This window comes from Agromyces sp. MMS24-JH15 (assembly GCF_043518605.1).
In the GTDB taxonomy this organism is placed as follows: Bacteria; Actinomycetota; Actinomycetes; order Actinomycetales; family Microbacteriaceae; genus Agromyces.
Map to the genome: position 1 here is coordinate 3,074,352 of NZ_CP171358.1, position 26,070 is coordinate 3,100,421.

Genomic DNA, 26,070 nt, shown 5'->3' on the forward strand with positions numbered 1-26,070 from the left:
ATGAACGTGGTCGCTCCAGCCGCCCCGGCGCCCGTCCGCGCCGACACGCGCTCCCTGTTCGACACCCTGGCCGGAGCACTCCCGCGGATCGCTGCCGCGGCCGCCGAGCACGACGAGCACGCGACGCTGCCCGAGGCCGAACTGCGGTGGCTCAACGCGTCGGGCTTCGACGCGGCCGTGCTGCCCGAGCGCCTCGGCGGCGGCGGGGCCGGCTACGCCTTCTACGGCTCGGTCGTGCGCTCGCTCGCCGAGGCGGACCCCGCCGTCGCGACGATCTGGACGATGCACCTCGGCGCCGCCGTGGGCCTCGCCCAACTCACCGAGGAACGACTCGGCACGCACTTCGCCGACGCACTCCTCCGCGGCGACCGCTTCGCGAACGCGCTCTCCGAACCCACGAGCGGCAATCGGTTCCTGCACCCGCAGCAGGAGGCGACTCCCGTCTCCGGCGGCTTCACGATCTCGGGTGCGAAGCGGTTCGTGTCGGGGAGCGAGCTCGCCGACCACCTGCTCGTCAACGTCGCGATCGACGGCGCGCCGGCATTCTTCGGGATCGAGCCCGACGAGTCGATCACGGTCACGCCGATCTGGGACTCCCTCGGCCTCCGCGGCACGCGGAGCCAACTGCTCGGCTTCCACGACACGTTCCTTCCAGACGAGCGGCGAGCCGGGCCGCCCGGAGCGGGGCACCTGAACCTCGTCGGCGCCGGCCTGCCCGGCATCTCACTCGGCATCGCGGATGCCGCGCTCGCCGCACTCGTCGCGCACGCGCGCGGGCGCACGATCGTGGGCCGGCCGCTGGCGGAGCAGCAGTGGGTGCAGTACGCCGTCGCCGAGCACCACGTGCGCCTCGAGGCCGCCCGCGCATTCTGGGAGCGCGCGCTCGAGCGTGCTGACGCGGGAGCCGCCGCGGACGGCGACTTCGGCAAGGCGAAGCTGCTGGCGAACCGGATCGCGGTCGACGTCGCGCAGCTCGCGGTGCGCGTGGGCGGCGGCAGCGGGTACCTGCGCACGTCGCCGATCCAACGGCACCTGCGCGATGCCGAGGCCGGCCAGCTCATGGCGTACTCGACCGAGGTCCTCTCTGGGGTCATCGGCGCCGAGGTGCTCGGCACGACCTCGGGGGAATCCGCATGACCACGCGATCGCCGCTGATCTTCAGCGCCTTCAACGAGTTCGTGCTCTCGCACCACGACCATGGCGCCTGGCGCCGGTCAGACAGTCGACAGACCGAACTCAACTCGGCAGGCTACTGGGTCGACCTCGCGAAGCTGCTCGAGCGCGGCACGTTCGACTTCCTCTTCTTCGCCGACGTGCTGGCACCGTACGACATCTACGGCGGCAACCGCGACACGGCCATCGCGACCGGCATGCAGACTCCCGTGAACGACCCCGCCGTGCTGATCCCGATCCTCGCGCACGAGACGACGAACCTCGGGTTCGCGCTGACCGCGAACATCCTGCAGGAGCCGCCGTACACGTTCGCACGCAAGGTCTCCACGCTCGACCACCTGAGCGGCGGGCGGATCGCGTGGAACATCGTCACGAGCTTCCTGCCGGGCGCCGGTCGCAATCTCGGCCACGCCGGCCTGCCGACGCACGAGGAGCGCTACGGTCGCGCCGAGGACTACGTCACGGCCGCATACAAGCTGTGGGAGGCGAGCTGGGAGGACGACGCCGTGATCGCCGACCGCGAACGTGGCATCTACACCGATCCGTCGAAGGTGCACACCGTCGACCACGTCGGCCCCTATTACACGGTTCCGGGCCCGCATCTCACGGAGCCGTCGCCGCAGCGCACCCCCTTCCTCTTCAACGCCGCGGCGTCGGGCACCGGGATCGCCTTCGCAGGCAAGCACGCCGAGGTGCTGTTCACCTCGGGCGGCCGCGAACAGGCACCCGCGAACATCAAGATCCTCCGCGACGCGGCCGTCGCGCACGGCCGCGCCGCGCACGACGTGAAGATCCTCGGCGGGCTCGGAATCGTCGTCGGGAGCACCGAGGCCGAGGCCGCGCGCCTCGACGCCGAGCTCCGCGAGACCCAGTCGCTCGACTCGATCCTCGTGAAGCTGAGCGGGTTCTGGCAGGAGGATCTCTCGCGCTACGACCTGCGCTCGACGGTCGCCGAGATCCTCGACTCCGGCCTGCCCGGCAAGCTCGCCGCGGGCGTGCTCGCGAACGCACCCGACACGTCGTGGACTTTCGAGCGGCTGCTGCGCTGGGCCGCGAACCGGCACGTGGTCGGCACGCCGGAGCAGATCGCCGACGAGATCGATGCCTGGCAGGACGCGGGCATCGACGGCCTGAACCTGCAGTACCTCGTCTCACCGGGCTCGTTCGAGGACTTCGTCGACCACGTGCGCCCGATCCTCGTCGAGCGCGGCACGATGCGCGCCGAGTACGGGCCGGGAGCCACGGTGCGCGAGAAGGTCACCGGCGACGGACCGTTCCTTCCGGAGCGGCACCCCGCCCGACGCATTCGTGCCGAGCTCGCCGCGCGCCGCGCCTCGACCGGCGCATCCGACCCCGTCCTCGAGGAGGCCGCATCATGACCCTCGCCCGACCCGCCACCCGGCCGTCGCGCCAGGCCGCACCGACCGACGCCGAACTGCACGCCCGGTTCGCACCCCTGTTCGCCGAGATCGCCGCGACCGCCGCCGAGCGCGAGGCGACCGGCGCGCTCGCGCATCGCGAGATGGAGCAGCTGCGCCTCGCCGGCTTCGGTGCACTGCGGCTCCCTGTCGAGCGCGGCGGGCACGGTGCGTCGCTGCGGCAGTTGGTCGGCCTCCTCCTCGCACTCGGCGCGGCGGACTCGAACCTGCCCCAGGCGCTCCGCCAGCACTTCTACCAGGTCGAGCAGCTGTTGCGCGCACCGGACGCGGCCGGGAATGCTCGGTGGCTCACCCGGGTCGCCGAGGGCGACCTCTTCGGCAGCGGCACGACGGAGCCCCGAGGGTCGGCGATCGGCGAGGTCAACACCGTGCTGCGCACCGAGGCCGACGGCACGCTGCGCCTCACCGGTCGCAAGATCTACGGCACCGGCAACGCGTACGCCCAGTGGATCCCGGTCGGTGCGGTCGACGAGCACGGCACCCCGGTGGTCCCCGTCGTCCCGGTCGACCGTGAGGGCGTCACGCTGCTCGACGACTGGGACGGGTTCGGCCAGCGGCTCACGGCGACGAGCACGACGGTGTTCGAGGACGTGCTCGTACACCCCGACGAAGTCCGACGATTCGCCGGCGACGGGCCCTCGCGCGGGGGCTCCGGTCTCCACCAGACCGTGTTGCTCGCCGCGCTGAGCGGCGTGATCGAGGCATCCGCCCGCGAGCTCGCCGACCAGGTCCGTGCCAAGCGCCGCGTGTACTTCACCGGCACGGGTGAGCTGCCGCGCCACGACGCGGTCGTGCAGGAGCAGGTGGGCCGCGCCCGCGCAGCGGCCGACGCCGCGCGTCTCATCGTCGACGGCATCGGGCGCGAGCTCGAGGATGCGTGGGCGGTCTGGTTGCAGGCGGATGCCTCGGCCGATGAGATCGACGCACGATTCGTCGACGTCGAACTCGCGGTGAGCTCGGCGCAGGTCGTCCTCTCCGAGCTCGCACTGCAGACGACGTCGCACCTGCTCGACGTGCTCGGTGCCTCGTCGCTCTCGACGAGCCTCGGGCTCGACCGGCACTGGCGGAATGCCCGAGCGCTCGCGTCGCACAACCCCTACCCGTTCAAGGCGCGGCAGCTCGGCGACCACGCGCTGAACGGCACCGTGCCCCCGGGCTTCGCGGTCGGGCGGGACGTCGGCGACAAGCACTGAGTCCGACTCGCGTCAGCCTGCGGCGGGGCGTGCGGCGTGGCCGATACCCCGCCGCGGGCGGCTCATCCGGGCAGCTCGCCCGCGATCACCCGGCCGCGCGAGACGACCGCGACGACGTGCTCCGCACGGAGGTCGTCCACCGACCGCCAGGGCTCGCCGCGCATGATCACCAGGTCAGCGACGAACCCGGGCGCGATGCGCCCGACGGTCTCGCCCAGGCCGATCGCGTCGGCGGCGTCGGACGTGCCGGCGACGAGCGTGCGCTCGGCGTTCCACCCGAACACCTCGGCCATGCGCCGCAACTCGGCCCACTGGCCGCCGACCGGAACGAGGTGGCCGTTCGCGTCGGTGCCGAGCACGAATCGGACCCCCGCGTCGGCGGCCGCGCGGAACGCAGGATCGCGACGAGCCATCGCGCGTCGAGCCTTCTCACGTGCGGCCGATCCGCGCGGGTCGGTGCCGGCGAGGATGACGTCGTGCACCGTCAAGGTCGGGGCGACGGGGATGCGCCGCTCGATCAGCTGCGCGTGATGGCGCTCCGAAATGCCCGTGCCGTGCTCGATCGAGTCGGCGCCGACCGCGAGCGCGAGGTCGAGGCCCTCGGCGCTGTGGGTGTGGGCGGCGACGGGCAGGCCGAGCGCGTGCGCCTCATCGACGATCGCGTCGGTCTCCTCGCGCGTGTGGTTCCGCCAGCCGACCTGGTCGCCCATCGAGAGGATGCCGCCCGAGGTGTAGATCTTGATGCCGGAGGCACCGGCGCGCGCCCAGCGACGCACGAGGCGACGGCACTCGTCGACGCCGTCGGCAACCGGCGGTCGATCACGTACGGCCCGCGGGGTGAACAGGTCGCCGTGGCCGGCGGTCATGCCGACGGGGCCGTGCCCGAGCAGGCGCGGGCCGTCGATCACGCCCTCGTCGAATGCGCGCGCGACCGCGAGCTGCACCTCGGACGACGCGAGGTCGCGCGCGGTCGTGACGCCCAGGGCCGCGAAGCGCAGCGCGTTGCCGACGACATGGAGCGTCTGGTCGGCCTCGGTGGTCGAGAGCTGCCAGGTGCGGTCCTGCGGCACGCCCGGCTCGGGCACGTGGGTGTCGAAGTGCACGTGGGTGTCCACGAGCCCTGGGATCGCCGAGAGTCCGGCGAACCGGGCCGCCGTCGGTGCGGCGTCGACGCGCTCGAGGACGCCGTCGCGCCAGCTGAGTGTCGCTGGGCCGCGGTCGGCGGTGCCGTCCCACAGTGCGATGCCGTCGATCCGGCCGTTCTGGGTCATCGGGGTCCTTCCATCGGGCCGTCGGGGTCGGGTGATCGGTTCGGGGTCAGCCCCACGGATCGGGGAAGCGACGGACGACCGAGTACCTGACGATGTCGGGATGGTGCCATTCGGATGCCTCGAACACGCGTCGTCCCGAGCGCAGCACGCCGACGATCGTGAGGGTCATGCACGCGCGATCGGCGGCCAGGTCGAGCAGCGCCGCGCGCGAGGCATCCAGATTCTCGACGCCGGGAGTCGCGATCTCCCAGACGACGGGCTCGCGCCAGAGCGACTCCACGAGCTCGAAGAGCGAGCGCGCACCGTCGAGCTCGTCGAGCTCGTCGAGCTCGTCGCTCTCCGGCAGCAGCAGCACGTTGTCGGCGAGCATGGCGGGACGGCCGTCGGCGGTCCAGCGCTTGTAGGCGCGCAGCGCTGGCGACCCGGGCGCAGCCTCGAGCGTCTCCGCGAGCCGCGCGTCCACGGTGATGCGCTCCTGGACGAGCAGCTCGACGCCAGGCTCGAAGCCGAGTCGATCGAGCAGCGCCGTGTGCTCGAGCTGCTCCTCGAGACGCACGGTCAGCCCGAGCGCGACCGGGTCGACGGTCGTCGCCGCACCCTGATGCCGGCGGATGATGCCCTGCTGCTCGAGCTGCGCGAGCACCTTGCGGATCTGCGGGCGGTTCACCTCCAGGCGCCGGGCGAGCTCGTGCTCGCCGGGCATCGTGGAGGCGTCGAGCGCGACGGCCCGGGCGATGGCGAGCACCCCACGGCGGACCCGTTCGATCTGGTCGGTCATGGGGTCGCCTCGAGCAGGCGCGCGGTCGCCCCGAGTCGGTCGAGTTCGGCGTGCTCCGCGTGCGCGGCCTGCGCGTCGAGTTCGCTCTCGAGCACCGCACGGACCTCGGCTGATGCGTAGGAGGCGCGAACCGAGGCACGGGCGAGATCGACGAGCGTGGACCCGTCCCAGCCGAACGCCGCCGCGCACATCGCCCACTCCGCCTCGATGCTCGTGGCGAGCGGAGCGGGGTCGTCGCTGTTGATCGTCACGACGACGCCGGACTCCATCAGTCGCTGGACCGGGTGCACGCCGAGTCGGTCGACGACGCCGAGCGCGAGATTGGAGCTCGGGCAGATGCCGAGCGACACGCCGGCCTCGGCGAGGTGCGCGACGAGCCGGTCGTCTTCGACCGCGCGCACGCCGTGGTCGATGCGATCGGCGTGCAGGAGCGTCAGCGCATCCCACACGCCCTCGGGCCCACTCGACTCACCCGCGTGCACCGTGCGACCGAGCCCGGCGCGACGGGCGATGTCGAAGGCGTCGGCGAAACGCGCAGCGGTGCGTCCGTGACGTCCCTCGTCGCCGTCGATCGAGAGCGCGACGACGCGCCGCGGCCGGCGCTCGGCGATGATCGACGCGAGCTCGGCGGCTTCGGCCGCGGTCTGGCCGCGTTCGATCGATGCGCAGAGGCCCACGGGCGCGAGGCCGTCGGCCTCCGCTTCGTCGAGTCCCGACGCAAGGGCGTCGAAGAAGCCGGGGAGGTCGTGGCGCCACGCGCCCCAGTGACTGGGGTTCACGATGACGTCGGTGTACCTCACGCCCGAGGCGCTCTGCCTCGCTGCGAACCGGTACGCGAGCCGAGCGAGACGCTGTCGGGAGCCGTACAGCGACCCGACCCAGTCGAGGAATTCCAGGTACGTCGAGAGCTCGGACCCACCGGGACGCAGTCGGTGCGTGCTCGGATCGAAGAGCGTCGCGGCGGGGCCCGGCAGCGCCGCATCGGCGTCCGCGGCGGCCTCGAGCAGGTCGGCGAGTTCGATCGCGCCTTCGAGGTGCACGTGGACCTCCGCCTTCGGCATCGCTCGAATGAACGCGAGCAACCGTTGCTCCACCGTGTGCCTCACGAGCCTCCCAATCGATGCCGACGTCGCCCGCCAGCCTACCTGTTGACAAGTGGGACGCCCGCGCGGGGCACAGCCGGGTCGAGCGTCAGAGCCGCATCGCCTCGGCCACGATCGACCGCAGCCACTCGTGCTCGGGATCGCGTCGGTGCATGGGATGCCACCACATGGCGTTGTGGATCGGCGTGGCGTCGAACGGCAGGTCGTACGCGCGCACCGCGGCGATGCGGGTCGCGTACTCCGCGAGGCCGGCCTGGATGAGCCCCAGTCGATCGGTGCCCGCGACGAACATCGGAAGCGCGAGGAAGCTCTCGACGACCGCCTCGACCTTCGGCTCGATGCCGAGCTGCTGGATCTGCCGGGTCGCCGAGGTGAAGGCCGACTGCGACTGGTAGGTGAAGACCCAGGGCAGGCGGGCGACGTCGTCGAGCGTGACGCGCTCCGAGATCGACGGATGCCCCGTCGCGGCGATGACCACCCAGGTGTCCGTCCACAGGTCGGTGAACGGCAGGTCGGTGAGGAATCCGTGCGGCATGAACAGTCCGTCGGCGCTGCGCAGCCGGTTGCCGGCATCCTCGACGATCTGCGGATTGTGCAGCATGAACCGGAACCGGACGCCCGGCGCGCGTTCGGCGGCGAGGGCCGCGGTCCGCCGGCCCGCCGTGGCGAGGCTGTAGTCGGAGCCGTAGATCGAGAACTCGCGAGTCGACTCCCCCGGGTCCCACTCCGCCTGGCTCTCGAACACGCGCCGGGCGGACTCGAGCGCGGCGGTGGTGTGCTCCGCGAGCCGGAGCGCGAGCGGGGTGAGCTCGTACGCGTTCCCACGGCGGGCCAGGAGCGGGTCGCCGAAGTGGGTGCGGAGCCGGGCGAGCGACGCGCTGAGCGCCGGCTGACTGAGGTGCAGGCGCTCCGCAGCCTTGGTGACGCTGCGCTCGGTGAGCAGGGCGTCGAGTGCGACGAGCAGGTTGAGGTCGAGTCGGGCGATCGACGGCCGGTCGGTCATGCCACACCTCCTCGTGTGCATCAGCCGGATGGATATCCGCGGGAAGGATATCGCACGAGCCGATAGCGGACGCCGGGCGGGGCATCCACGACACCGATACCGGGGATCAGCGATCTCCGGTTTCCGGATGCCTCCGCATCTGGGTTCACTGGACTCGCGCACCCCCTGCGCGCGCGACCCGCCCGCGGTCGCGACCGACGAACTCGATGGAGAGACACGTCATGGGCGACACCACGATCGCACCCCCACCCACCGCTCAGCGGCGCGCCGGCGTCTGGCAGGCCGTCCTGCTGCTGGCCGGCAGTTGCATGCCCGTCCTCGGATCCGTGCTCATCACGCCGATCCTGCCCCAGCTCTCGGAGCATTTCGGCGATACGCCGGGCGCCGAGGTCCTCGTGCCGATGATCGTCGCGATCCCCGCGCTCATGATCGCGCTGTTCGCACCCTTCGCAGGGCAGATCGTCGACCGCCTCGGACGCAAGACGCTGCTGGTCGTGGCGATGTTCGCGTACGCGATCGTCGGCACCGCGCCGGCCTGGCTCGAGGCGCTTCCCGCGATCCTCCTCAGCCGCGTGCTCGTCGGCGTCTGCGAGGCCGCCATCATGACCGTCTGCACGACGCTGATCGTCGACTACTTCCACGAGGAGCGGCGACGGAATCGGTACCTGGGCCTCCAGACCGTCGTCACGACGCTCGCGGCGACGGCGTTCATCGCAATCGGCGGCGCGCTCGGCGTCGGCGGCTGGCACACGCCGTTCTGGGTCTACGCCGTGAGCATCCTCATCGGCGCGCTCATGGTGATCTCGCTCTGGGAGCCGACCGCGGCCGAGGCCGGCGAACCCGAGGCCCGTGACCGGCCCGCGAAGGTCCGCATCCCGTGGGCGCGCATCGGCGTTCCCCTGCTCGTCACCCTGTTCGGCGGCTTCACCTTCTACGTGATCGTGCTCGAGGTGAGCTACCTGGTCGTCGGCACCGGGGTCGCAGCCGATGACACCGCCACGATCGGCGGGGTCGCCGCGATCGCATCCCTGGCCACCGCGATCGGCGGACTGTCGTTCGCGAAGCTCTCGAAGCTCGGTCACGGAGTGCTGCTCCCGCTCGCCTTCGGCCTCCAGGCCGTCGGCATGCTCGTGATCTGGATCGTCCCCGGGCTGCCCGGGATCGGGGTCGGCGCGGTCATCGCGTCGTTCGGGTCCGGTGTGCTCCTGCCGTCGCTGCTCACGTGGGTCGTCGCGGCCGCGCACTTCGCCGATCGCGGTCGGGTGACCGGATGGTGGACCTCGGCGTTCTTCCTCGGCCAGTTCCTCACGCCGATCCTCGTGGCCGTGCTCGCGGCCGGGCTCGGCGCACTGCCTGCTGCGGTCGGGGTCGTTGGCATCGTCGCGCTCCTGGTCGGTGCGGCGGTCGGCTTCGCGCTTCGGAAGGCATCCGCCGCGGTCGCGGCCTGAGTTCGGACCGCCGAGGCGGGCGGCGCGATGCGATCGCGCCGCCCGCCTCGGCGCATCGACCCGTCTGCCCGATGCCGAGGCCAGTCCCCCTCGGCTGGGCGTCACCATCCCGGACTCCCCCGGCGGTATCCACCGCCCTGATACCGCGCATCGCGGAATTCACCTTCCCTGATACGGCCCGATGACGGATCGTGGATTCCGGGCGCCGACGCCCGGACTTGAAAGGATCGAAGATGATCAAGCTGCTCTCCCACCTCTCCTACGTGGCGATCACGTCACCGGATGTCGAGGCATCCGTCGACTTCTACGTGAACCAGGTGGGCCTCACCGTCGTCGACCGCGTCGACGGCGCCGTGTACCTCCGGTGCTGGGGCGACTACTACGCCTACTCCGTGGTCGTGCTCCCCGGCGACGAGCCGTCGCTCGACACCGCGGCCTGGCGCACCTCGAGCCCCGAGGCGCTCGAGGAGGCGGCGAAGCGCGTCGAGGCCGCCGGCATCCAGGGCGAGTGGGTCGACGTGCACAAGATCGGCCGCGCGTACCGCTTCACGGGCCCGTGGGGCCACACGCTCACGCTGCACTGGGACGTCACGCGCCACCACGACACCGAGGGCGACGCCGCGTCGATCTACCCGGACCGCCCCTCGCGCCGCAGCAAGGTCGCCGGCGCCCCGCGCCAGCTCGACCACGTGACGGTCGCGACGAGCGACGTCGACGCGTTCGTGAAGTGGTACGTCGACGTGCTCGGCTTCCGCTTCATGGCGCGCACGGTGCTCGACGAGGCGCCCATCTCGGTGTTCTCGGTGCTCACGACGAACGAGAAGTCGCACGACCTCGGCGTCGTGCTCGACGGCTCGACGCGCGCCGGCCGCGTGAACCACTACGCGTTCTGGGTCGACACGCGCGAGGAACTGCTCATCGCCGCGGACGTCCTCGGCGAGAACGGCTACCCGATCGAGTACGGCCCGTCGATCCACGGCATCGGCGAGCAGAACTTCCTCTACTACCGCGAGCCCTCGAGCCTGCGCATCGAGCTCAACACGGGCGGGTACCGCAACTACGTGCCCGACTGGGAGGCCAACACCTGGACGCCCTCGCAGGGGTCGAACAACTTCTACCGCAACAGCGCGATGCCCATGTCGATGACCGAGTCGTTCCCGCCAGCCGACGGCCCGTCGGCGACGGAGGAGGGCGTGCCCGACGAGATCAGGGACGCGCTCTTCAACCCCTACGCCAAGCACGGCCAGGGCTGACAGACCGGATCCCGGGGGCGCGGTGAGACGCCCTGCGCCCCCGGGATTCCCATCGCCGCACCACTGACACGAAGGACATCATGACGACGACGTCAACCGGGCTGACCGCACCCTTCGCCCTCGCGCGCTACCGCGACGGCGTTTCCGTCCTCCTCGGGCTCGTCTCGGGCGACCGCATCCGACCGCTCATCGCGGACGAGCCGGGCGCGGCGGGCCTGAACGAGTTCCTCGCGGACCCGGATTGGGATCGCCTCGCCCTGCTCGCCGAGGCCGACGGCGACTGGATGCCCCTCGCCGACGTCACGCTCATCGCGCCGGTCGAACCGCGCCAGGTGCTGCAGACCGGGGCGAACTACCGACAGCACGTCATCGAGCTCGTCGCGGCCGGCCTCACGAACAACTCGGACCGCACGCCCGAGGAGGCGCGGGCGTTCGCCGCGGAGATGATGGACGAGCGCGCCGCGAACGGCGAGCCGTACTTCTTCATCGGGCTGCCCGCGTGCGTCGTCGGCGACGACGTGCCGCTCGTGCTCCCCGCGTCCAGCGACGTGCACGACTGGGAGCTCGAGCTCGCGGTCGTGATCGGCCGCGAGGCGTTCCGCGTCTCCCGCGAGGACGCGCTCGACCACGTCGCGGGCTACACGATCGTCAACGACGTCACGACCCGCGACCTCGTGTTCCGGAAGGACATGAAGGAGATCGGCACCGACTGGTACCGCTCGAAGAACGCGCCCGGGTTCCTCCCCACGGGCCCGTTCCTGGTCCCGGCGCGGTTCGTCGACGCCCGCGACGCGCACGTGCGCCTCGAGCTGAACGGCGAGGTCATGCAGGATGCCTCGACGAGCGACCTGCTCTTCGACATCGCCGCACTCGTCTCGGGCGCCTCGCAGACCATGCCCCTGCTGCCCGGCGACCTCCTGCTGACGGGGAGTCCCGCCGGCAACGGGCAGCATTGGAAGCGGTTCCTGCGCGACGGCGACGTCATGACGGGATCGATCACGGGCCTCGGCACGCAGGTCGTCCGGTGCCTCGCGGAAGGAGCCGCCGTATGAGCCGCGACGCGGTCCGTTTCATCTCGCTTCGCTTGCTCGACGACCGAAGGGTCGGCCTTCCTCGGTCGTTGAGCGAGGGAGCGAAGCGACCGAGACGAAACGCCACCTCGGAGGCGCGAGCATGACCGCGCCGAGCGAGCACCACGCCGACCTCGACCGGCAGCACCCCGAGGCCGAGATCGCGGCGCGTGCCGACGCCGTCCGGAACTGGGGCCGATGGGGCGACGACGACCGCCTCGGCACGCTCAACTTCATCGACGCGGGCAAGCGCGTCGAGGCCGCAGCCCTCGTCCGAGACGGGCGCGCGATCTCGCTGTCGCAGTCGTTCGACATGAACGGACCGCAGAAGGGGTGGCGGCGCCGCACGAACCCGGTCCATCTCATGATGGACACCGGGACGGACGCCGAGCGCGGCGCGCAGGGGTTCCCGCACGGCATCGGCGGCGCCGACGACCACATCTCGATGCCGCTGCAGTGCTCGACGCAGTGGGACGGCCTCGGCCACATCTTCGACCACGGGGTGGCGTGGAACGGCCGCCGCGCGGGTGACGTCGTCACGAGCGACGGCGACCTCGTGACGGGCATCGAGCACGCGGCATCCGTCATCGTGTCGCGTGGCGTGCTCCTCGACGTGGGCCGGCACCTCCGGCCCGAGACCGGCGAGCTCGAGGACGGGTACGCGATCACCGCGGCCGACCTCGACGCGACGATCGCCGCGCAGGGCGAGACGAGCCGGGTCGGGCGGGGCGACATCGTCCTGGTCCGCACCGGCCAGCTCGCCCGCGCGCGACGCGACGGGTGGGGCGACTATGCGGGCGGCCCCGCGCCGGGCCTGTCGCTCACCACCGCGACCTGGCTGCATCGCACCGAGATCGCCGCGATCGCGACCGACACGTGGGGGTTCGAGGTGCGGCCGAACGAGTTCGACGTGCCCGCATTCCAGCCGCTGCACCAGGTCGTGATCCCGAACCTGGGCCTCACAGTCGGCGAGCTGTGGGACCTCGACCTGCTCGGCCAGGTGTGCGCCGAGGCCGACCGCTTCGAGTTCCTGCTGTCCGCGGCGCCGCTTCCGATCACCGGTGCCGTCGGGTCGCCGATCAACCCCGTCGCCATCCTCTAGCCCGTCGACCCAGTACCAGCTCCACCGAACAGAACAAGGAGGTTCTGACATGACCGCAGTCACCAGGGTCGCGATCGCCGGAGGCGGCGTGACCGGACTCGCCGCCGCCATCCAGCTCGCGAAGGCCGGCGTCCACGTCGACGTCTTCGAAGCCAAGCCCGAGCTCACCGCCCTCGGGTCGGGCATCTCGCTGCAGGGCAACGCGCTGCGCGTGTTCGACGCGCTCGGAGCGTGGGACGACATCCGCGCCGCGGGCTACGCGTTCGAGGGGCTCGACCTGCGCGCGCCCGGGCCCGGAGCGCCGGTCGTCGCGTCCCTGCCGGACGTGAAGACGGGCGGGCCCGACTACCCGGCGGCGATGGGGATGCCCCGCGCCGACCTCACCCGGATCCTCTTCGAGCACGCCGAGGCGGCGGGCGCGAACGTCCGCTTCGACGCGAAGGTCACCGGGCTCGTGCCGGGCGACGACCACGTCGAGGTCCTCGTGAACGAGGCGTCAGCCGGCGTCTACGACCTGCTGATCGGCGCCGACGGGCTCAACTCGAACGTGCGCGACCTGATCGGCATCGAGACCAGGCCCGAGCCGACCGGCATGGGCATCTGGCGCACCTTCGTGTCGCGCCCGGCCGAGGTCGAGCGCAGCGAGCTCTACTACGGCGGCCCGGTCTACATCGCCGGCTACACGCCCACGGGTGAGGACAGCATGTACGCGTTCCTCGTCGAAGACGCGCAGGACCGCTTCGGCACGTCCGACGAGGATGCCACCCGCATCATGCTCGAGGAGTCGCGCGCCTACGACGGGCCGTGGAACTCGATCCGTGCGGACCTCGAGCAGGGCGCGCACGCGAACTACACGTGGTTCACGACGCACCTCGTCGAGGCCCCGTGGAACCGCGGCCACGTCGTGCTCCTCGGCGACGCCGCGCACAGCTGCCCGCCGACCATCGCGCAGGGCGCGGCACAGGGACTCGAGGACGCCCTCGTGCTGACGGAACTCCTCGTCGCCCGCGACGCGGTCGACCAGCAGTTGTGGGACGACTTCCACGCGCGGCGCCTGCCGCGAGCGACCGCGGTGGTCGAGGCATCCGTGCAGCTCGGCCGGTGGCAGCTCGAGCACGACCGCGACGCGGACGCCGGCGGGCTCATCTTCGGCATCGCACAGCGGATGGCGGAACCCGCATGACCGGCCTCGTCACCGACGTCCACGCGCACGTCCTCCTGCCGTCGCTCCAGGCCGAGGTCGAGCGGCGCGCGCCCGAGCTCGCCGCGGAAGCGGCGGCGCTGGAGCTCCGGCGCAACGGCGCGGAGAGCCTCGCCGTGTCGGGTCCGATGGTCGGCGCGCGCGTGCCGAAGCTCACGCAGGTCGCCGAGCGACTCGCCGCGATGGACGCGCAGGGCGTCGACCGGCAGTGGGTGAGCGCGTCGCCCAACCACTTCTCGCCGTGGGCGCCGGAGGGCCTCGCGGTGTGGCTCGCGAACGAGGCGAACCGCCTCATCGCGGCGCACGTCGCCCAGGCCCCGGATCGCCTCACCGGACTCGGCCTCGTGCCGCTCCAGCATCCCGAGCGGATCGTGGAATGCCTCGACGACGCGATCCTCGGACGCGGGCTCGCCGGGGTCGAGATCTCCTCGTTCGCGGGCGACGTCGAGCTGTCGGACGAGCGGCTGGAGCCGTTCTGGGCGCGTGCCGAAGCGCTCGGCGCCGTCGTCTTCCTCCATCCGTTCGGATGCTCGCTCGACGAGCGGCTCGACCGCTTCTACCTGTCGAACACGGTCGGGCAGCCGACGGAGAACGCCGTCGCGCTGTCGCACCTGATCTTCTCGGGCGTGCTCGACCGGCACCCGCAGCTCAAGATCATCGCAGCGCACGGCGGCGGCTACCTGCCGTTCGCCATCGGCCGCTCCGACCGCGCCTGGCGCGTGCGCCCGGAGGCGCACCGGTGCGAGCACGAGCCCTCGTCATACCTGCGCAGGCTCTGGTTCGACACCGTCGTGCACGACCCGGCCGCCCTCCGCCACCTCATCGAGGTCGCGGGTGCGTCCCAGGTCGTGCTCGGCAGCGACTTCCCGTTCGACATGGGCCTCGACGACCCGGTCGCGTTCGTCCGCGAGGCGGGGCTTCCCGACGAGCATGCCGACCGGATCCTCTCGGCGAATGCCGAGTCCCTCCTCGCGACGCGGGTGCGCGCATGAGGATCGCCCGGTGGCTCGCTCCGGTCGTTGAGCGAGCGCAGCGAGACGAGACGCCCCCTCCGGTCGTTGAGCGAGCGAAGCGAGACGAAACGCCGTGCGAAGGCTTCGTGATCGGCGGCACCGTCGTCCCGTTCCCCGACGGCCTCACGGTGGCAGACGTGCTCGCCGGCGGGCTCGATGCCGCTCGCGCCGCCTTCGCCCGTGTCGAGCACGATCCCGGCACGCCGCTCGCCGACGTGCGCCTGCTCGCCCCGCTCGTGCCGGCCTCCGTGCGCGACTTCGTCGCGTTCGAGGAGCACGTCGAGGGCATCAGTGCCGCCGTCGACGGGCGCAGCGAGGTCGTGCCGGAGTGGTACGAGGCGCCGACCTTCTACTTCACGAACCCGCACACGATCCTCGGGCCGGGCGAACCCGTCTCGCCGCCCGTGACCGAGCGGCTCGACTTCGAGCTCGAGGTCGCGGTCGTGATCGGCGCGGCGCCCGGTGCGCCCGAGTCGAACCTGACGCCGCAGGCGGCGGCATCCGTCATCTTCGGCTACACGATCATGAACGACTGGTCCGCGCGGGACCTCCAGGGACGCGAGATGAAGGTGCGGCTCGGGCCGGCGAAGGGGAAGGACTTCGGCACGAGCCTCGGCCCGTGGATCGTCACGGCCGACGAGTTGGACGGGTCCCTCGACGCCGACGGCTTCCTCGCGATCCGCGCCGAGGTCCGGGTCGACGGCGAACTCGTCGGCGAGGACCTCGTCTCGAACATGGGCTGGCCGTTCCCCGAGCTCGTCGCGTACGCGTCGCGGAACTCGCGGGTCGTGCCGGGCGACGTGCTCGGCTCGGGCACGGTCGGCAACGGCGGATGCCTCGGCGAGCTGTGGGGCCGCGGCTCGACGCGACCCGCGCTGCGGGAGGGCGACGAAGTCCGGATGTCCGTCGAGGGCATCGGCGAACTCGTCGCGACCGTGGGCGCCGCGGTCGCCGCACCGCCGATCCCGGCCGCACGCGAGCGCACCCGCGCGCGAACCCGGTGACGCCGCTGTCAGGGCAGGAGCCCCACTCCAGCGAGCACCGACCCCGCAATCGGGCCGATCCACTGAGCGATCCTGGTGATGCCCTGCGCGAGCGAACTTCCCGCCTCGAGCGCGGCGCCGCTCTGCTGCATGAGTTCGACCGCGGTTCCCAACCGTGACGCCGCCTTCCGACGATCCGGATCGGCGGAGCTCATCGAGCTGTCGATGCCACGTATCGCCTCCGCGACGCCGGCGAACCGTTCAGGCGGCAGCAGCCGACGCGCTTCGTCGATGAGGTCGTCGAGCGATCGTCGTACCTCGCGCGGTGCCGGGCCCACGTTGACCTGGTCCCGCCCGATGTTCGTCTGCGGGCCGTCGATGATCGTCTGGTCGCCGCGGACCGTGTTCTTGCCGATGTTGATTCCCACCGCGTCACCCGCTGTTTCGTTTCCGCCGGGCTTTCGACATGCTCGCCCCGATTCCGTACAGGACGGTGCCGACCGCGAAGATCCCGAAGGCGTAGCCGAGCGCCGGCGGCGGACCGGAACTCCCACCGGGCCCACTCGCGCCCATGCTCGTGATGGCGCCGAAGATCTGGATGCCGAACCAGGCGAATCCACCGAGCGCGATGAGGCCGCCGAGGATGGCGATCCATCGTCCCGGACCTTCGCCGTTGAAGAGCTCTTCGGACGGGTCGAGGTCTGCGGAGATGTTGACCCGCTGATCCCAGTGCTGGTTCCCGCCGGCGAAGAACGCGTCCCGCCCGATGTTGTGCTGGCTGCCCGCGATGTTGTGCTGGTCACCAGCCACGTTGTGCTGGTCGCCGCCGACCTTGTTCCGGTCCTGCGTGATCTCGTGGCGGTCGGTGCCGCCGGCGCCTCCGCCTCCGCCTCCGCCTCCGGGCACGGTGGGCGCGAACGGCAAACCCCCGGTCGAGGGCGCCCCTGACGGGCGTGGCGCTGTGGTGTCGAAGAAGCGAAGCCTCACACTGCCGAGGCTGAGGCGGTCGCCGTCCTGCAGGGCGGCCCGCGCTTCCCGTCGGTCGTTGATCCAGGTGCCGTTCGTGGACTGCAGGTCCGTGACCTGCACGACGGGTCCGGTCCCATCGAGGCGGAGGTGCTGCCGGCTCACGCCGGTGTACGGCAGGGGGACGTCGACGGATGGATCGGAGCCCACGGTCGCGGTCCTCGTCGGAATCGGAATGATGCTGTTCACGGCGCCGCCGGCCTCGACGATGAAGCCACGCCAAACGCCGGATGCGTCGGCATTCATCGCTCGTCCACCCCGGCAGTGAGACCCATGATCGCTCCCCTCGATCACGCGATCCGCGGCCGGATCGCCGATGCCAGCGTAGCTAAAATGACGCATCCTCACCTACGGGGAAGCCCTGAAACCAGCCCCATCCGAAGCGCGCGCGACACGCCCGGCGACCTCGCGTGCGAGCGCCATCGAGGTGTCGATGCCGGCCTCGACGTCCTCGGCCCCGAATGTCACCGGCCGTGCTGATCGGTCACCCAGCGGAATCGGCGATCCGCCGCTCCTTCAGCGAGGCTTCAGCCGAGGCGCGCAATACTGTGCCCGACAGAAGGTGGGCCGATGCGGGTGCTGATCGTCGAGGATGAACGACGGCTCGCGGACGGCATGAAGCGCGGGCTCGAAGCCGAGGGGTTCGCGGTCGACACGGCGGCGAACGGCATCGACGGCCTCTGGCTCGCCCAGGAGCAGCCGTACGCGGCGATCGTCCTGGACCTCATGCTCCCGGGAATGAGCGGCTACACGATCTGCCGCCGCCTCCGCGAGGCCGACAACTGGACGCCCGTGCTGGTGCTCACCGCGAAGGACGGCGTCGACGACCAGGTCGAGGCCCTCGAGACCGGCGCCGACGACTACCTCAGCAAGCCGTACACGTTCGCCATCCTCGTCGCCCGCATCCGTGCCCTGATCCGACGCGGCAGTTCGCCTCGACCGCCCATCCTCCGAGTCGGCGACCTCGCGCTGGACCCTTCGACCCGACGCGTCGAGCGCGACGGCGAGCCGATCGACCTGACGGCGAGGGAGTTCGCGGTGCTCGAGTTCCTCGTCCACCGCGCGGGACAGGTCGTCACGAAGCGGGCGATCCTCGACGGCGTGTGGGACTTCGGATTCGACGGCGACCCCAACATCGTCGAGGTCTACATCCGGCACCTTCGGAACAAGATCGATCGCCCGTTCGGGCGTGCGAGCATCGAGACGCTCCGGGGCGCGGGATACCGTCTGGGCGATGATGGCCCCTGATCCGCAGATCCGGCGGCGTGCCGGCGTTCGCGTCCGCCTCACCCTCGTCGCGACGGCGGTGGTCGCGCTCGCGTTGATCGTGGGGTCGATCACGCTCTGGGCCCTCGTGCGGGCCTCGCTGTACGACGGGCTGATGGAGGGGGCGCGACAGGATGCGTCCGCCGTCTCGTCGCAGATCGAGTCCGGCGGCGTCGCAGGGATCGGCGAACTCGACGACGACCACCTGGTGCAGGTGGTCGACGCGTCCGGCACGGTCGTCGCCGGGAGCGAGGATGCCCCGACCACGCCCGTGACCTCGACCGAGCACCCGGAGCCGGTCGTCCAGGTCGGCGACACGCGATACGCCGTCGCGATCGAGCGGACCGACGGCGACCTCACGGTGATCGCGGGCCGGCCGACCTCGGATGCGGATCAGACGATCGCGACGGTTGCGATCGCCTTGGCCATCGGGGTCCCGATCCTCGTCGCGCTCGTCGCGGTCGTGGCGTGGGTCGGCGTCGGTCGCGCGCTGGCACCGGTCGAGCGGATGCGACGCCAGGTCGGCGACGTCACGTCGGCGACCCTGAGTCGACGCGTCGACGAGCCGGGAACGCACGACGAGATCGACCGTCTGGCGGGCACGCTGAACGCGATGCTCGCGCGGCTCGACCTCGCGCAGGCATCCCAGCGACGATTCATCTCGGATGCCTCGCACGAGCTGAAGTCGCCCCTTGCCGTGCTGCGGCAGTACGCGGAGCTGTCCCGCGCCCATCCCGAACGCCTCGCCGACGACGAACTCGCGACGGCCGTGCTGGAGGAGGGGGCTCGCTTGGAGTCCCTGGTGCAGGGCATGCTGGTGCTCGCCCGCGCCGACGAGGCCGCCCTGCACCTGGAACCGCAGGACGTCGACCTCGACGACCTCCTGCTCGACGAGGCCGCCCGGCTCCGCAGCCTGGGCGGGCCGACGGTGGACACGCGCGGCATCGCCGCGGCCCGGATGCGCGGAGATCGGGCGCTGCTCGGCCAGCTCGTGCGCAATCTCGTCGACAACGCAGCGCGGCACGCGCGCTCGCGGGTCTCCCTCGCGGTGCGCCGCGAACCCGAGCGGATCGTCCTGAGCGTCGGGGATGACGGCCCGGGCGTCCCCGCCGCCGACCGTGCGCGCGTGTTCGAACGGTTCGTGCGGCTGGACGCAAGCAGGGCACGCGCGCACGGCGGGAGCGGCCTCGGGCTCGCGATCGTCGCGGAGATCGCGCACGTGCACGGTGGCACGGTCCACCTGACCGAGGATGCCGAGCTCGGCGGCGCCTCCGCCGTGATCGAACTGCCGACCCATCCGGACGCCTGATCACGCCGTCGGGTTCCGAGGTTCGCTTCAGCGCCGGTTCAGCGGCCGCGACGCACACTGGGGTCGTTCTCGAGGAAAGGAACGATGCTCATGAGGAAACGAGTGATCGCATTCACCGCCGCAGCTGCGGGCGCGGTGCTCATCGCCGGCGGCACGGTCGCCGCATTCGCCACCGTCGGCGGCGGCGGCGGCGGAGACGACGGTCCGGAGGACTCGTCGGCGCCCATCACCGGTGCCGCGCTCGATCAGGCCACGGCGGCCGCCATCGCAGCCGCCGGCCCCGGCACGGTGACCGAGTCGGAGGCCGGGGGTGACGAGGCCGCCTACGAGATCGAGTTGCAGCTCGACGCCGGCGGATCCGTCGACGTCCGGCTCGACGACTCGTTCACGGTCATCGACGTCAGCCCGAACTCCGAGCAGGGCGACGGCGACGGGGAGACCGCCGACGACAGCACCCAGCAGAACGAGGGCCCGCAGGGCGATGGAGACGGGGAGACCGCCGACGACTGACCCGGCTGCCCCCTGGCAACGCGGGAACGAGCCGCCGTATCGAATCGAACGGCGGCTCGGTTGCGTCCCGAACCCGCCCGGATCGATCAACCCAGGGCGCGGAGCGAGACGATCACGGTGAGTCCGTCGCCCGGCCGGTTCTCGAGGCGGATCTCACCGTCGGCGTTCTCGACGATCGCCGCGACGATCGCCAGTCCGAGCCCGGCGCCCTTGCCCGGGCCGCGCGAGGGGTCCTGGCGGCTGAACCGATCGAACGCGGCCGGCTCGAACGCGGGATCGAGCCCGCCACCGGTGTCCGCGACCTCGAGTCGCAGCCGATCGCCGTCCAGTTCGAGCCGGATGTCGATCCGTCCGGGATCCGTGATCGCGCCGAGCGAGTTGTTCGTGAGGTTGTCGATGATCCGGCCGAAGTCCGCCGCCCGGATCGCGAACTCGGGGCCATCGGTCGCGTTCGGGATCCCGGCGTATCCGATCGCGATTGCCCGCTCGCGCGCATGGAATCGCGCGCGGTCGACGGCCTCCACGGCCTCCAGCCCGAGTTCGGCGCCCGTCGCCCGTCCGCCCCGGCCGACCGCTTCGATCTCGGACAGCTCGAGGAGCGACGAGACGAGCGAGGAGAGCCGGACGACGTTGCGCTGCGCGCCTTCGAGATCTGCGAGGAGCTGCTCCTTCGAGGATGCCTCGGCGATCGCGACCTGGAGTTGGGTGGTGAGGAGGGCGAGTGGTGTCCGCAGCTCGTGGCTCGCATCCGAGACGAGCTGGCGTTCGCGGTTCGCGGAGGCCCGCAGTCGCTCGATGAGTCCGTTCAAGGTCCGGGCGAGTTCGGCGATCTCGTCATTCGTGTCCCCGACCGGGAGGAGTTCGTCGGTCTCCGAGACGCTGAGTGCCTTCGCGCTCGTCCGGAGTCCGGTCACGGGGCTGAGCGACGCCGAGGTCAGGAGCCACGCGGCCGCGGCTGTGCCGAGCGCGATCAGCGCGAGCCCGAGGACGAGGAGGAGCCGCATCTGCATCAGGACGTCGTCCTCGGCGTCCGCACTGCGTGCCGCGACCACGTGCCAGGTCTGGCCGAACACCTCGACCGGCGTCGAGCGGACGAGGTAGGTGCTGCCCGCGGACGTCACGCTCGTGGTGTGCTCGGCCCCGGTGAGGTCCGAGAGCTGCGCGTCGAGTCCGCCCGGCAGCGTGTCGACCGGCGTCGACCCGTCCGGGGCGACCACCGCGACGAGCTGCGACGGGCCCGGGGAATCGAAGGACTCGGTCGGTTCGGTCTCGAGCGCCGTCACGTAGGGTGCGCTCTCGCTTCGGAGCACGGTCGTCGTGCCCTCGCGCACGATCCGGTCGATCTGCGAATCGAGGACGATCCCGGCGGCCGTCGAGATGAGGATGGCGATGATGAGGCTGCCGCCGACGATCCGGGTCCGGATGCCGAGGTTCCTGGGGATCAAGGCCGCCCTGCAACCAGTTGGAAGCCGATGCCGCGGATCGTGACGATCCGGACGCCCGCCGATGCGCCGTGCAGCTTGCGCCGCAGGTAGCTCACGTACTGGTCCACGACGTTGGAGTCGATGTGCGCTCCCGAGTCCCAGACCTCGTCGAGGATCTCGGCTCGGGTCACGGTCGCGGACGGGTTGCTGACGAGCGTTCGGAGCACGTCGAACTCGGTCCGGCTCATCGCCACCTCCCTGCCTCCGACGCGGACGCGATGGCGCTGCAGGTCCATCGAGAGGTCGGCGAGCTGGAGATGCGCCGGGGCGTGGAGCGCATCTCGACGACGAACCGCCCGGATCCGGGCGGAGAGTTCGGCGAGGTCGAACGGTTTGATCATGTAGTCGTCCGCGCCCGAGTCAAGTCCGCGCACCCGGTCGTCGACGGCCTGCCTCGCCGTGAGGAGGATCACGGCGATCGTCGGGTCGAACTCCTTGATCCGGCGGCTCAGTTCGAAGCCGGACATTCCAGGGAGCATCAGGTCGACGACGGCCAACTCGATGCCCCCCGAGACCGTCGAACTCATCGCCGCGATCCCGTCGTGGGCTTGCGTGACGTCGTGGCCCTCGGCGGCCAGTCCCCTGGCCAGCAGCTCGGTCATCTCGGGTTCGTCGTCGACGACGAGGATCCGCATGCCAACCTCCTCACGTGTCGGCGCACGATCATCCTAGATCCGCCGCCGAAACGTCAGGCGCCGGCGAGCTCGGCCTCCCCCGCTTCGAGTTCCAACTGCGTGCGGTCCCGGTTGAGGCGGATCGTCATGAACACCACGAGCACGACGATCACGGCGAGGAACGCGACGCTCGTCAGGGTCGTCCCGAGTCCGAGCCCGCCGTCTTCGACCGGCTGGGAGGCGAGGTCGCCGAGCGAGGCGCCGAGGGGTCGCGTCAGGATGTACGCCAACCAGAAGCAGAGCACCGCGTTCGCGCGGAAGACGAAGTACGCGAGCGCGATGACACCGATGACGGCGGCGAACAGGATGGCCGCGAGCAGGTATCCGAGGCCCAGCGACTCGGAGACCAGATCGCCCGCGGCCGTGCCGAGCGCGAACGTGAAGAGGATCGCGAGCCAGTAGTACGCCTCGCGGGTGCGGGTGACGATCGAGTGGATCGAGAGCGTGCGCTCGCGGAGGTACCAGACGGTGAACGTCGCGGCGAGCAGGAACGTGAACACGATCGTCGAGACCCAGAGCGGGATGCCCGCGGCATCCGTGAGGTTGTCGGTGATCAGCGTGCCGACGACGCTGATGAGCACGACCGTCAGCCAGTACACGGCCGGCACGTACCGTCTCGTCCAGAACTGGACGCCGAGGGCGATGAGGAACAGGACGCCCGTGACGATCGAGGTGACGGTCAACCCGAACCCGAGGGTCACGTTGAGGTAGTCGGCCGCGGTCTCCCCGACCGTGGTCGAGAAGACCTTGATGACCCAGAAGGCCAGCGTGACTTGCGGGACCTTGCTGAGGAGCAGGTCGCTGACGCGAGTGGAGACAGGAGTCGTGGTGGTCATGCGTGCCACCGTTCCGAGTCTCGCTGGGCGGCTCCTGAGGTGAGGCCCGGTGCGCGTGAGCGAACTCACACGAACGGCCGGATCGGGCCGGTTCGTGTACGAGTTCGCAGGGTTTCGCGCCTGCGAATCACCGGCCGCTCAGCCGAGCCTCGCAGGCTGGGGCCACCGGGCAGCGAAGGGGGACGGCATGACCGGCACGACCGACGTGCGCACCGTGATTCCGTCGCCGCCGACGGATCGCGACCGACCGCGGCCTCGGATCGTCGCCCTGATCGTCGGCGTCGCCGCCGCAGCCCTCTCGATCGCGGGTGCGGGCGCCTCGTCGTACTGGGGCGACGAAGCGGCGAGCGTGCTCTCCGCGACCCGGAGCCTGCCGAGCCTCTTCGGGATGCTCGCGCACGTCGACGCGGTGCATGGCGCCTACTACCTCTGCCTCCACGCCTGGACGGGGCTCGTCGGCACCGCCGAGGCCGCCGTCCGGTTCCCGAGCGGGGTCGCGATCGGGCTCGCGGCGGCGGGCACCGTGCTCCTGGGCGAGCAGCTCTTCGGACTGCGAGTGGGGATCCTCGCCGGCCTGGTCTTCGCGATCATCCCGCAGACGACGCGGATGGGCGCCGAGGCGCGTTCCTCCGCGTTCGCGATCGCCGCGGGCGTCTGGATGACCGTCTGGTTCGTCTCGCTCGTTCGACGACGTGAGGCTCGCCGGTGGATGTGGGCGCTCTACGGGCTCGGCGTCGCCGCGTCGGCGTACGTCTTCCTCTACCTCGTCCTCCTCGTCGTCGTGCATGGGGTGGGCCTCGTGGTGATCGGCACACGCCGAGCGGCGGTCCGACGGTGGGCGCAGTCGATGGTGCTCGCCGGGGTGGTGGCGGCCCCGATCCTGCTGCTGGGGCTCGCCCAGCGCGGGCAGATCGAGTTCCTCGCGAGGCGCTCGTACGCGACCGCGTGGTCCGTGTTCGTGCGTCAGTGGTTCGGCTCGCCTGCGTTCGCGATCCTCGCATGGGGGCTCATCGCGGTCGCGCTCGTCGCGACCGTCGTCAGGGGGCGCCATCCGTGGCGACCCGGAATCCTCATCGCGATCACCTGGCTCGCTGTGCCGACCTCGCTGCTCCTGGCCGGGAACGCGTGGGTCAGTCCGATGTACAACCTCCGCTACGTCGCGTACTGCCTTCCGGCGGTGGCCCTCCTCGTCGCGATCGGCGTCGACTGCCTCGCGGGGCTCGCCCGGGATCGCCGTTCCCGTCGACTCGCGCTCGTCGTGGCACTCGTCGCCCTCTGCGTGGCGGCGGCGCCCCGGTATGCGGCGCAGCGCGGTCCCTACGCGAAGGACGGCGGCAGCGACCTGCGCCAGACGGCTGCCGTGGTCGCCGCGCACGCCGTCGCGGGCGACGCCGTCGTGTTCGACCAGTCGACGAAGCCGTCGCGGAGACCGAGGCTGGCGCTCGACCTGTATCCGTCGAGCTTCACCGGCCTCGACGACGTCGCGCTGCTCGAGCCGTACGCGAACCGATCGTTCCTCTGGGACCGCGTCGCCCGGAATGACGCCGTCCACGCGCGCGTCGTCGCGCACCGGACCGTCTGGGTCGTCGAGGCCGGAGCGGACCGATCGGATGTCGACGCCGTCCGGTCGCTCGGGTACCGCCTCGTGCGGGCGTTCCCGGTGCATCGCACCACCGTCTACGAACTGTCGAAGGAGTGATCATGTCCGGAACCCTGGTCGTCATGCCCACCTACAACGAGCGCGACAACATCGACGCCTCGGTCTCCGGAGTCCTCGCCGCGATGCCCGACATCGAGCTGCTGATCGTGGATGACGGCTCCCCCGACGGCACGGGCGGCATCGCCGACGGGCTGGCCGACCTCCAGCCGCGGGTGCATGTGCTCCACCGGCGCAGCAAGGACGGGCTCGGCGCCGCCTATCGGGCGGGGTTCGCCTGGGCCCTGGATCGCGGGTACGACGCCGTCGTCGAGATGGACGCCGACGGCTCGCACCGCCCGGAGGAGCTGCCCCGCCTCCTCGCCGCGCTGGGGGACGCCGATCTGGTGGTGGGCTCGCGCTGGATCCCCGGAGGCAGCGTGCACGGGTGGCCGGTCCACCGTCGGTGGCTCTCCCTGGGCGGGAGCGCCTATGCGCGGACCGCCCTCGGCCTGACGCAGCGCGATGCGACGGGCGGGTACCGTGCGATCCGGTCGGACGCGCTTCGCGGCATCCGACCCGAACTGCTCCGCAGCGAGGGGTACGGGTTCCAGGTCGAACTGCTCTGGCGTGCGGTGCGACGGGGCCTGCGCGTGGTGGAGGTCCCCATCACCTTCGTCGAGCGAACCGCCGGTCGATCGAAGATGACCATGCGGATCGTCCTCGAGGCGATGGTGCGCGTCACGGCGTGGGGGCTGTCGAGTTCGAGGATGCATCCCACGGATACGGTGCACCGCCCCGCGGAGCCGAGCCGTGTCGACTGACCGGCTGGTTCGACAGGTCGCCCAGTTCGGCATCGTCGGCGGCGCAGGCTTCCTGCTGGACGTGGGGCTGTTCAACCTGCTCACGCTGACCGCGCTGTCCCCGCAGTCGGTGCACGGAGGCCCGCTGGTCGCGAAGGTGATCTCGACGACCGCCGCGATCACGGCGAACTGGCTCGGCAACCGGTGGCTGACGTTCCGGGATCACCGAAGGACGGACCTGCTCAGGGAGGCCGTCGAGTTCGGCCTCGTGAGCATCGGCGGCAGCCTCATCGCCGTGCTCTGCCTGGGAATGACGCACTACGTCCTGCACCACACCTCGGTGCTCGCTGACAACCTGTCCGCGAACGTGCTCGGCCTCGCGCTCGGCTCGGCGTTCCGGTTCGTCGCCTACCGGTACTGGGTCTACGGCGCGCGGCGCACCGCACTCGTCGCGGAGCCGGTCGCCGGCCCGCGATGAGCTGCCGGTGGACTCCTC

General features: G+C 71.3%; 25 protein-coding genes. 16 read left to right on the forward strand and 9 right to left on the reverse strand.

The features are described from left to right. Window positions 1–6 precede the first annotated feature (6 nt). Genes ACDF64_RS14020 through ACDF64_RS14030 form a run of 3 tightly spaced genes read left to right on the forward strand, consistent with a single transcriptional unit; the run spans window position 7 to window position 3,805 of the window. Window positions 7–1,137 carry an acyl-CoA dehydrogenase family protein gene (locus ACDF64_RS14020; protein ID WP_394551976.1) on the forward strand — a complete coding sequence of 377 codons (1,131 nt, stop codon included), beginning with the start codon at window positions 7–9 and terminating at the stop codon, window positions 1,135–1,137. Then, window positions 1,134–2,552 (forward strand): NtaA/DmoA family FMN-dependent monooxygenase, encoded by a 1,419-nt coding sequence (locus ACDF64_RS14025; RefSeq protein WP_394551977.1) that lies wholly within the window; start codon window positions 1,134–1,136, stop codon window positions 2,550–2,552. Before ACDF64_RS14020 ends, ACDF64_RS14025 begins: the two co-directional genes overlap by 4 nt. Continuing rightward, window positions 2,549–3,805, forward strand: coding sequence for an acyl-CoA dehydrogenase family protein (locus ACDF64_RS14030; protein WP_394551978.1), 1,257 nt, complete (start codon window positions 2,549–2,551; stop codon window positions 3,803–3,805). The genes ACDF64_RS14025 and ACDF64_RS14030 overlap by 4 nt, the downstream gene beginning before the upstream one ends. A gap of 62 nt (window positions 3,806–3,867) precedes the next feature. Here ACDF64_RS14030 and ACDF64_RS14035 read toward each other — a convergent pair whose 3' ends face one another. The 4 genes from ACDF64_RS14035 to ACDF64_RS14050 form a co-directional block, all read right to left on the reverse strand. Next, window positions 3,868–5,076, reverse strand: coding sequence for an amidohydrolase family protein (locus tag ACDF64_RS14035; RefSeq protein ID WP_394551979.1), 1,209 nt, complete (start codon window positions 5,074–5,076; stop codon window positions 3,868–3,870). A gap of 46 nt (window positions 5,077–5,122) precedes the next feature. Further along, window positions 5,123–5,854: a GntR family transcriptional regulator gene (locus tag ACDF64_RS14040; protein WP_394551980.1), complete on the reverse strand. Its 732-nt coding sequence runs from the start codon at window positions 5,852–5,854 to the stop codon at window positions 5,123–5,125. Beyond that, window positions 5,851–6,915, reverse strand: a complete 1,065-nt coding sequence (add, locus tag ACDF64_RS14045; protein ID WP_394551981.1) for an adenosine deaminase — start codon at window positions 6,913–6,915, stop codon at window positions 5,851–5,853. Before add ends, ACDF64_RS14040 begins: the two co-directional genes overlap by 4 nt. A 130-nt stretch (window positions 6,916–7,045) precedes the next feature. Continuing rightward, a complete protein-coding gene (locus tag ACDF64_RS14050; RefSeq protein ID WP_394551982.1) occupies window positions 7,046–7,960 on the reverse strand; it encodes a LysR family transcriptional regulator in 915 nt (304 codons plus the stop codon). Between the two features lie 221 nt (window positions 7,961–8,181). On the opposite strand from ACDF64_RS14050, the gene ACDF64_RS14055 reads away from it, so the two are divergent. From ACDF64_RS14055 to ACDF64_RS14085, 7 genes are all read left to right on the forward strand, one after another. Then, the gene (locus tag ACDF64_RS14055) at window positions 8,182–9,408 is read left to right on the forward strand and encodes an MFS transporter (protein ID WP_394551983.1); all 1,227 of its coding nucleotides are present in this window, start codon (window positions 8,182–8,184) and stop codon (window positions 9,406–9,408) included. Between the two features lie 233 nt (window positions 9,409–9,641). Next, the gene (locus tag ACDF64_RS14060) at window positions 9,642–10,661 is read left to right on the forward strand and encodes a VOC family protein (RefSeq protein WP_394551984.1); all 1,020 of its coding nucleotides are present in this window, start codon (window positions 9,642–9,644) and stop codon (window positions 10,659–10,661) included. An 80-nt stretch (window positions 10,662–10,741) separates the two neighbouring features. Continuing rightward, window positions 10,742–11,713 (forward strand): fumarylacetoacetate hydrolase family protein, encoded by a 972-nt coding sequence (locus ACDF64_RS14065; protein WP_394551985.1) that lies wholly within the window; start codon window positions 10,742–10,744, stop codon window positions 11,711–11,713. Between the two features lie 121 nt (window positions 11,714–11,834). After that, window positions 11,835–12,833: a cyclase family protein gene (locus ACDF64_RS14070; RefSeq protein WP_394551986.1), complete on the forward strand. Its 999-nt coding sequence runs from the start codon at window positions 11,835–11,837 to the stop codon at window positions 12,831–12,833. Window positions 12,834–12,882: 49 nt separating this feature from the next. Continuing rightward, the gene (locus ACDF64_RS14075) at window positions 12,883–14,016 is read left to right on the forward strand and encodes an FAD-dependent monooxygenase (RefSeq protein WP_394551987.1); all 1,134 of its coding nucleotides are present in this window, start codon (window positions 12,883–12,885) and stop codon (window positions 14,014–14,016) included. Continuing rightward, the gene (locus ACDF64_RS14080) at window positions 14,013–15,026 is read left to right on the forward strand and encodes an amidohydrolase family protein (protein ID WP_394551988.1); all 1,014 of its coding nucleotides are present in this window, start codon (window positions 14,013–14,015) and stop codon (window positions 15,024–15,026) included. The genes ACDF64_RS14075 and ACDF64_RS14080 overlap by 4 nt, the downstream gene beginning before the upstream one ends. A gap of 107 nt (window positions 15,027–15,133) precedes the next feature. Beyond that, window positions 15,134–16,051, forward strand: coding sequence for a fumarylacetoacetate hydrolase family protein (locus ACDF64_RS14085; protein ID WP_394551989.1), 918 nt, complete (start codon window positions 15,134–15,136; stop codon window positions 16,049–16,051). A gap of 8 nt (window positions 16,052–16,059) precedes the next feature. Here the strand turns inward: ACDF64_RS14085 and ACDF64_RS14090 are convergent, their stop codons facing one another. Continuing rightward, complete coding sequence (locus ACDF64_RS14090; RefSeq protein WP_394551990.1) at window positions 16,060–16,458, reverse strand: hypothetical protein; 399 nt, start codon at window positions 16,456–16,458, stop codon at window positions 16,060–16,062. A gap of 4 nt (window positions 16,459–16,462) precedes the next feature. After that, window positions 16,463–17,398, reverse strand: coding sequence for an FHA domain-containing protein (locus ACDF64_RS14095; RefSeq protein WP_394555152.1), 936 nt, complete (start codon window positions 17,396–17,398; stop codon window positions 16,463–16,465). A gap of 228 nt (window positions 17,399–17,626) precedes the next feature. Here ACDF64_RS14095 and ACDF64_RS14100 point away from each other — a divergent pair, with 228 nt between their 5' ends. The 3 genes from ACDF64_RS14100 (at window position 17,627) to ACDF64_RS14110 (ending at window position 20,141) form a co-directional block, all read left to right on the forward strand. Continuing rightward, window positions 17,627–18,304 carry a response regulator transcription factor gene (locus ACDF64_RS14100; RefSeq protein ID WP_394551991.1) on the forward strand — a complete coding sequence of 226 codons (678 nt, stop codon included), beginning with the start codon at window positions 17,627–17,629 and terminating at the stop codon, window positions 18,302–18,304. Continuing rightward, on the forward strand, window positions 18,291–19,631 hold the full coding sequence (locus tag ACDF64_RS14105) for a sensor histidine kinase (protein ID WP_394551992.1): 1,341 nt from the start codon (window positions 18,291–18,293) through the stop codon (window positions 19,629–19,631). Before ACDF64_RS14100 ends, ACDF64_RS14105 begins: the two co-directional genes overlap by 14 nt. Before the next feature lie 102 nt (window positions 19,632–19,733). Continuing rightward, window positions 19,734–20,141, forward strand: a complete 408-nt coding sequence (locus tag ACDF64_RS14110) for a hypothetical protein (protein ID WP_394551993.1) — start codon at window positions 19,734–19,736, stop codon at window positions 20,139–20,141. An 86-nt stretch (window positions 20,142–20,227) separates the two neighbouring features. Here ACDF64_RS14110 and ACDF64_RS14115 read toward each other — a convergent pair whose 3' ends face one another. From ACDF64_RS14115 to ACDF64_RS14125, 3 genes are read right to left on the reverse strand one after another with little or no spacing between them, the layout of a single operon-like run. Further along, a complete protein-coding gene (locus ACDF64_RS14115; protein WP_394551994.1) occupies window positions 20,228–21,586 on the reverse strand; it encodes a sensor histidine kinase in 1,359 nt (452 codons plus the stop codon). After that, window positions 21,583–22,260: a response regulator transcription factor gene (locus ACDF64_RS14120; protein ID WP_394551995.1), complete on the reverse strand. Its 678-nt coding sequence runs from the start codon at window positions 22,258–22,260 to the stop codon at window positions 21,583–21,585. Before ACDF64_RS14120 ends, ACDF64_RS14115 begins: the two co-directional genes overlap by 4 nt. A 53-nt stretch (window positions 22,261–22,313) precedes the next feature. After that, window positions 22,314–23,135 carry a hypothetical protein gene (locus tag ACDF64_RS14125; protein ID WP_394551996.1) on the reverse strand — a complete coding sequence of 274 codons (822 nt, stop codon included), beginning with the start codon at window positions 23,133–23,135 and terminating at the stop codon, window positions 22,314–22,316. 187 nt (window positions 23,136–23,322) lie between these two features. On the opposite strand from ACDF64_RS14125, the gene ACDF64_RS14130 reads away from it, so the two are divergent. Genes ACDF64_RS14130 through ACDF64_RS14140 form a run of 3 tightly spaced genes read left to right on the forward strand, consistent with a single transcriptional unit; the run spans window position 23,323 to window position 26,052 of the window. Then, on the forward strand, window positions 23,323–24,834 hold the full coding sequence (locus ACDF64_RS14130; RefSeq protein ID WP_394551997.1) for a glycosyltransferase family 39 protein: 1,512 nt from the start codon (window positions 23,323–23,325) through the stop codon (window positions 24,832–24,834). A 2-nt stretch (window positions 24,835–24,836) separates the two neighbouring features. Further along, entirely contained in the window at window positions 24,837–25,595 is a 759-nt protein-coding gene (locus ACDF64_RS14135) for a polyprenol monophosphomannose synthase (protein WP_394551998.1), read from the forward strand. Beyond that, window positions 25,585–26,052: a GtrA family protein gene (locus ACDF64_RS14140; protein WP_394551999.1), complete on the forward strand. Its 468-nt coding sequence runs from the start codon at window positions 25,585–25,587 to the stop codon at window positions 26,050–26,052. The genes ACDF64_RS14135 and ACDF64_RS14140 overlap by 11 nt, the downstream gene beginning before the upstream one ends. Window positions 26,053–26,070: the final 18 nt, after the last annotated feature.

What these genes read in the sequence shown, in the direction of transcription:
- ACDF64_RS14035 (WP_394551979.1), bottom strand. Translation starts at nt 5,076, where the DNA reads ATGACCCAGAACGGCCGGATCGACGGCATCGCACTGTGGGACGGCACC.
- ACDF64_RS14095 (WP_394555152.1), bottom strand. Translation starts at nt 17,398, where the DNA reads ATGCGTCATTTTAGCTACGCTGGCATCGGCGATCCGGCCGCGGATCGC.
- ACDF64_RS14100 (WP_394551991.1), top strand. Translation starts at nt 17,627, where the DNA reads ATGCGGGTGCTGATCGTCGAGGATGAACGACGGCTCGCGGACGGCATG.
- ACDF64_RS14070 (WP_394551986.1), top strand. Translation starts at nt 11,835, where the DNA reads ATGACCGCGCCGAGCGAGCACCACGCCGACCTCGACCGGCAGCACCCC.
- ACDF64_RS14080 (WP_394551988.1), top strand. Translation starts at nt 14,013, where the DNA reads ATGACCGGCCTCGTCACCGACGTCCACGCGCACGTCCTCCTGCCGTCG.
- add (WP_394551981.1), bottom strand. Translation starts at nt 6,915, where the DNA reads ATGCCGAAGGCGGAGGTCCACGTGCACCTCGAAGGCGCGATCGAACTC.
- ACDF64_RS14030 (WP_394551978.1), top strand. Translation starts at nt 2,549, where the DNA reads ATGACCCTCGCCCGACCCGCCACCCGGCCGTCGCGCCAGGCCGCACCG.
- ACDF64_RS14060 (WP_394551984.1), top strand. Translation starts at nt 9,642, where the DNA reads ATGATCAAGCTGCTCTCCCACCTCTCCTACGTGGCGATCACGTCACCG.
- ACDF64_RS14075 (WP_394551987.1), top strand. Translation starts at nt 12,883, where the DNA reads ATGACCGCAGTCACCAGGGTCGCGATCGCCGGAGGCGGCGTGACCGGA.
- ACDF64_RS14025 (WP_394551977.1), top strand. Translation starts at nt 1,134, where the DNA reads ATGACCACGCGATCGCCGCTGATCTTCAGCGCCTTCAACGAGTTCGTG.
- ACDF64_RS14135 (WP_394551998.1), top strand. Translation starts at nt 24,837, where the DNA reads ATGTCCGGAACCCTGGTCGTCATGCCCACCTACAACGAGCGCGACAAC.
- ACDF64_RS14055 (WP_394551983.1), top strand. Translation starts at nt 8,182, where the DNA reads ATGGGCGACACCACGATCGCACCCCCACCCACCGCTCAGCGGCGCGCC.
- ACDF64_RS14040 (WP_394551980.1), bottom strand. Translation starts at nt 5,854, where the DNA reads ATGACCGACCAGATCGAACGGGTCCGCCGTGGGGTGCTCGCCATCGCC.
- ACDF64_RS14065 (WP_394551985.1), top strand. Translation starts at nt 10,742, where the DNA reads ATGACGACGACGTCAACCGGGCTGACCGCACCCTTCGCCCTCGCGCGC.
- ACDF64_RS14125 (WP_394551996.1), bottom strand. Translation starts at nt 23,135, where the DNA reads ATGACCACCACGACTCCTGTCTCCACTCGCGTCAGCGACCTGCTCCTC.
- ACDF64_RS14130 (WP_394551997.1), top strand. Translation starts at nt 23,323, where the DNA reads ATGACCGGCACGACCGACGTGCGCACCGTGATTCCGTCGCCGCCGACG.
- ACDF64_RS14120 (WP_394551995.1), bottom strand. Translation starts at nt 22,260, where the DNA reads ATGCGGATCCTCGTCGTCGACGACGAACCCGAGATGACCGAGCTGCTG.
- ACDF64_RS14105 (WP_394551992.1), top strand. Translation starts at nt 18,291, where the DNA reads ATGATGGCCCCTGATCCGCAGATCCGGCGGCGTGCCGGCGTTCGCGTC.
- ACDF64_RS14050 (WP_394551982.1), bottom strand. Translation starts at nt 7,960, where the DNA reads ATGACCGACCGGCCGTCGATCGCCCGACTCGACCTCAACCTGCTCGTC.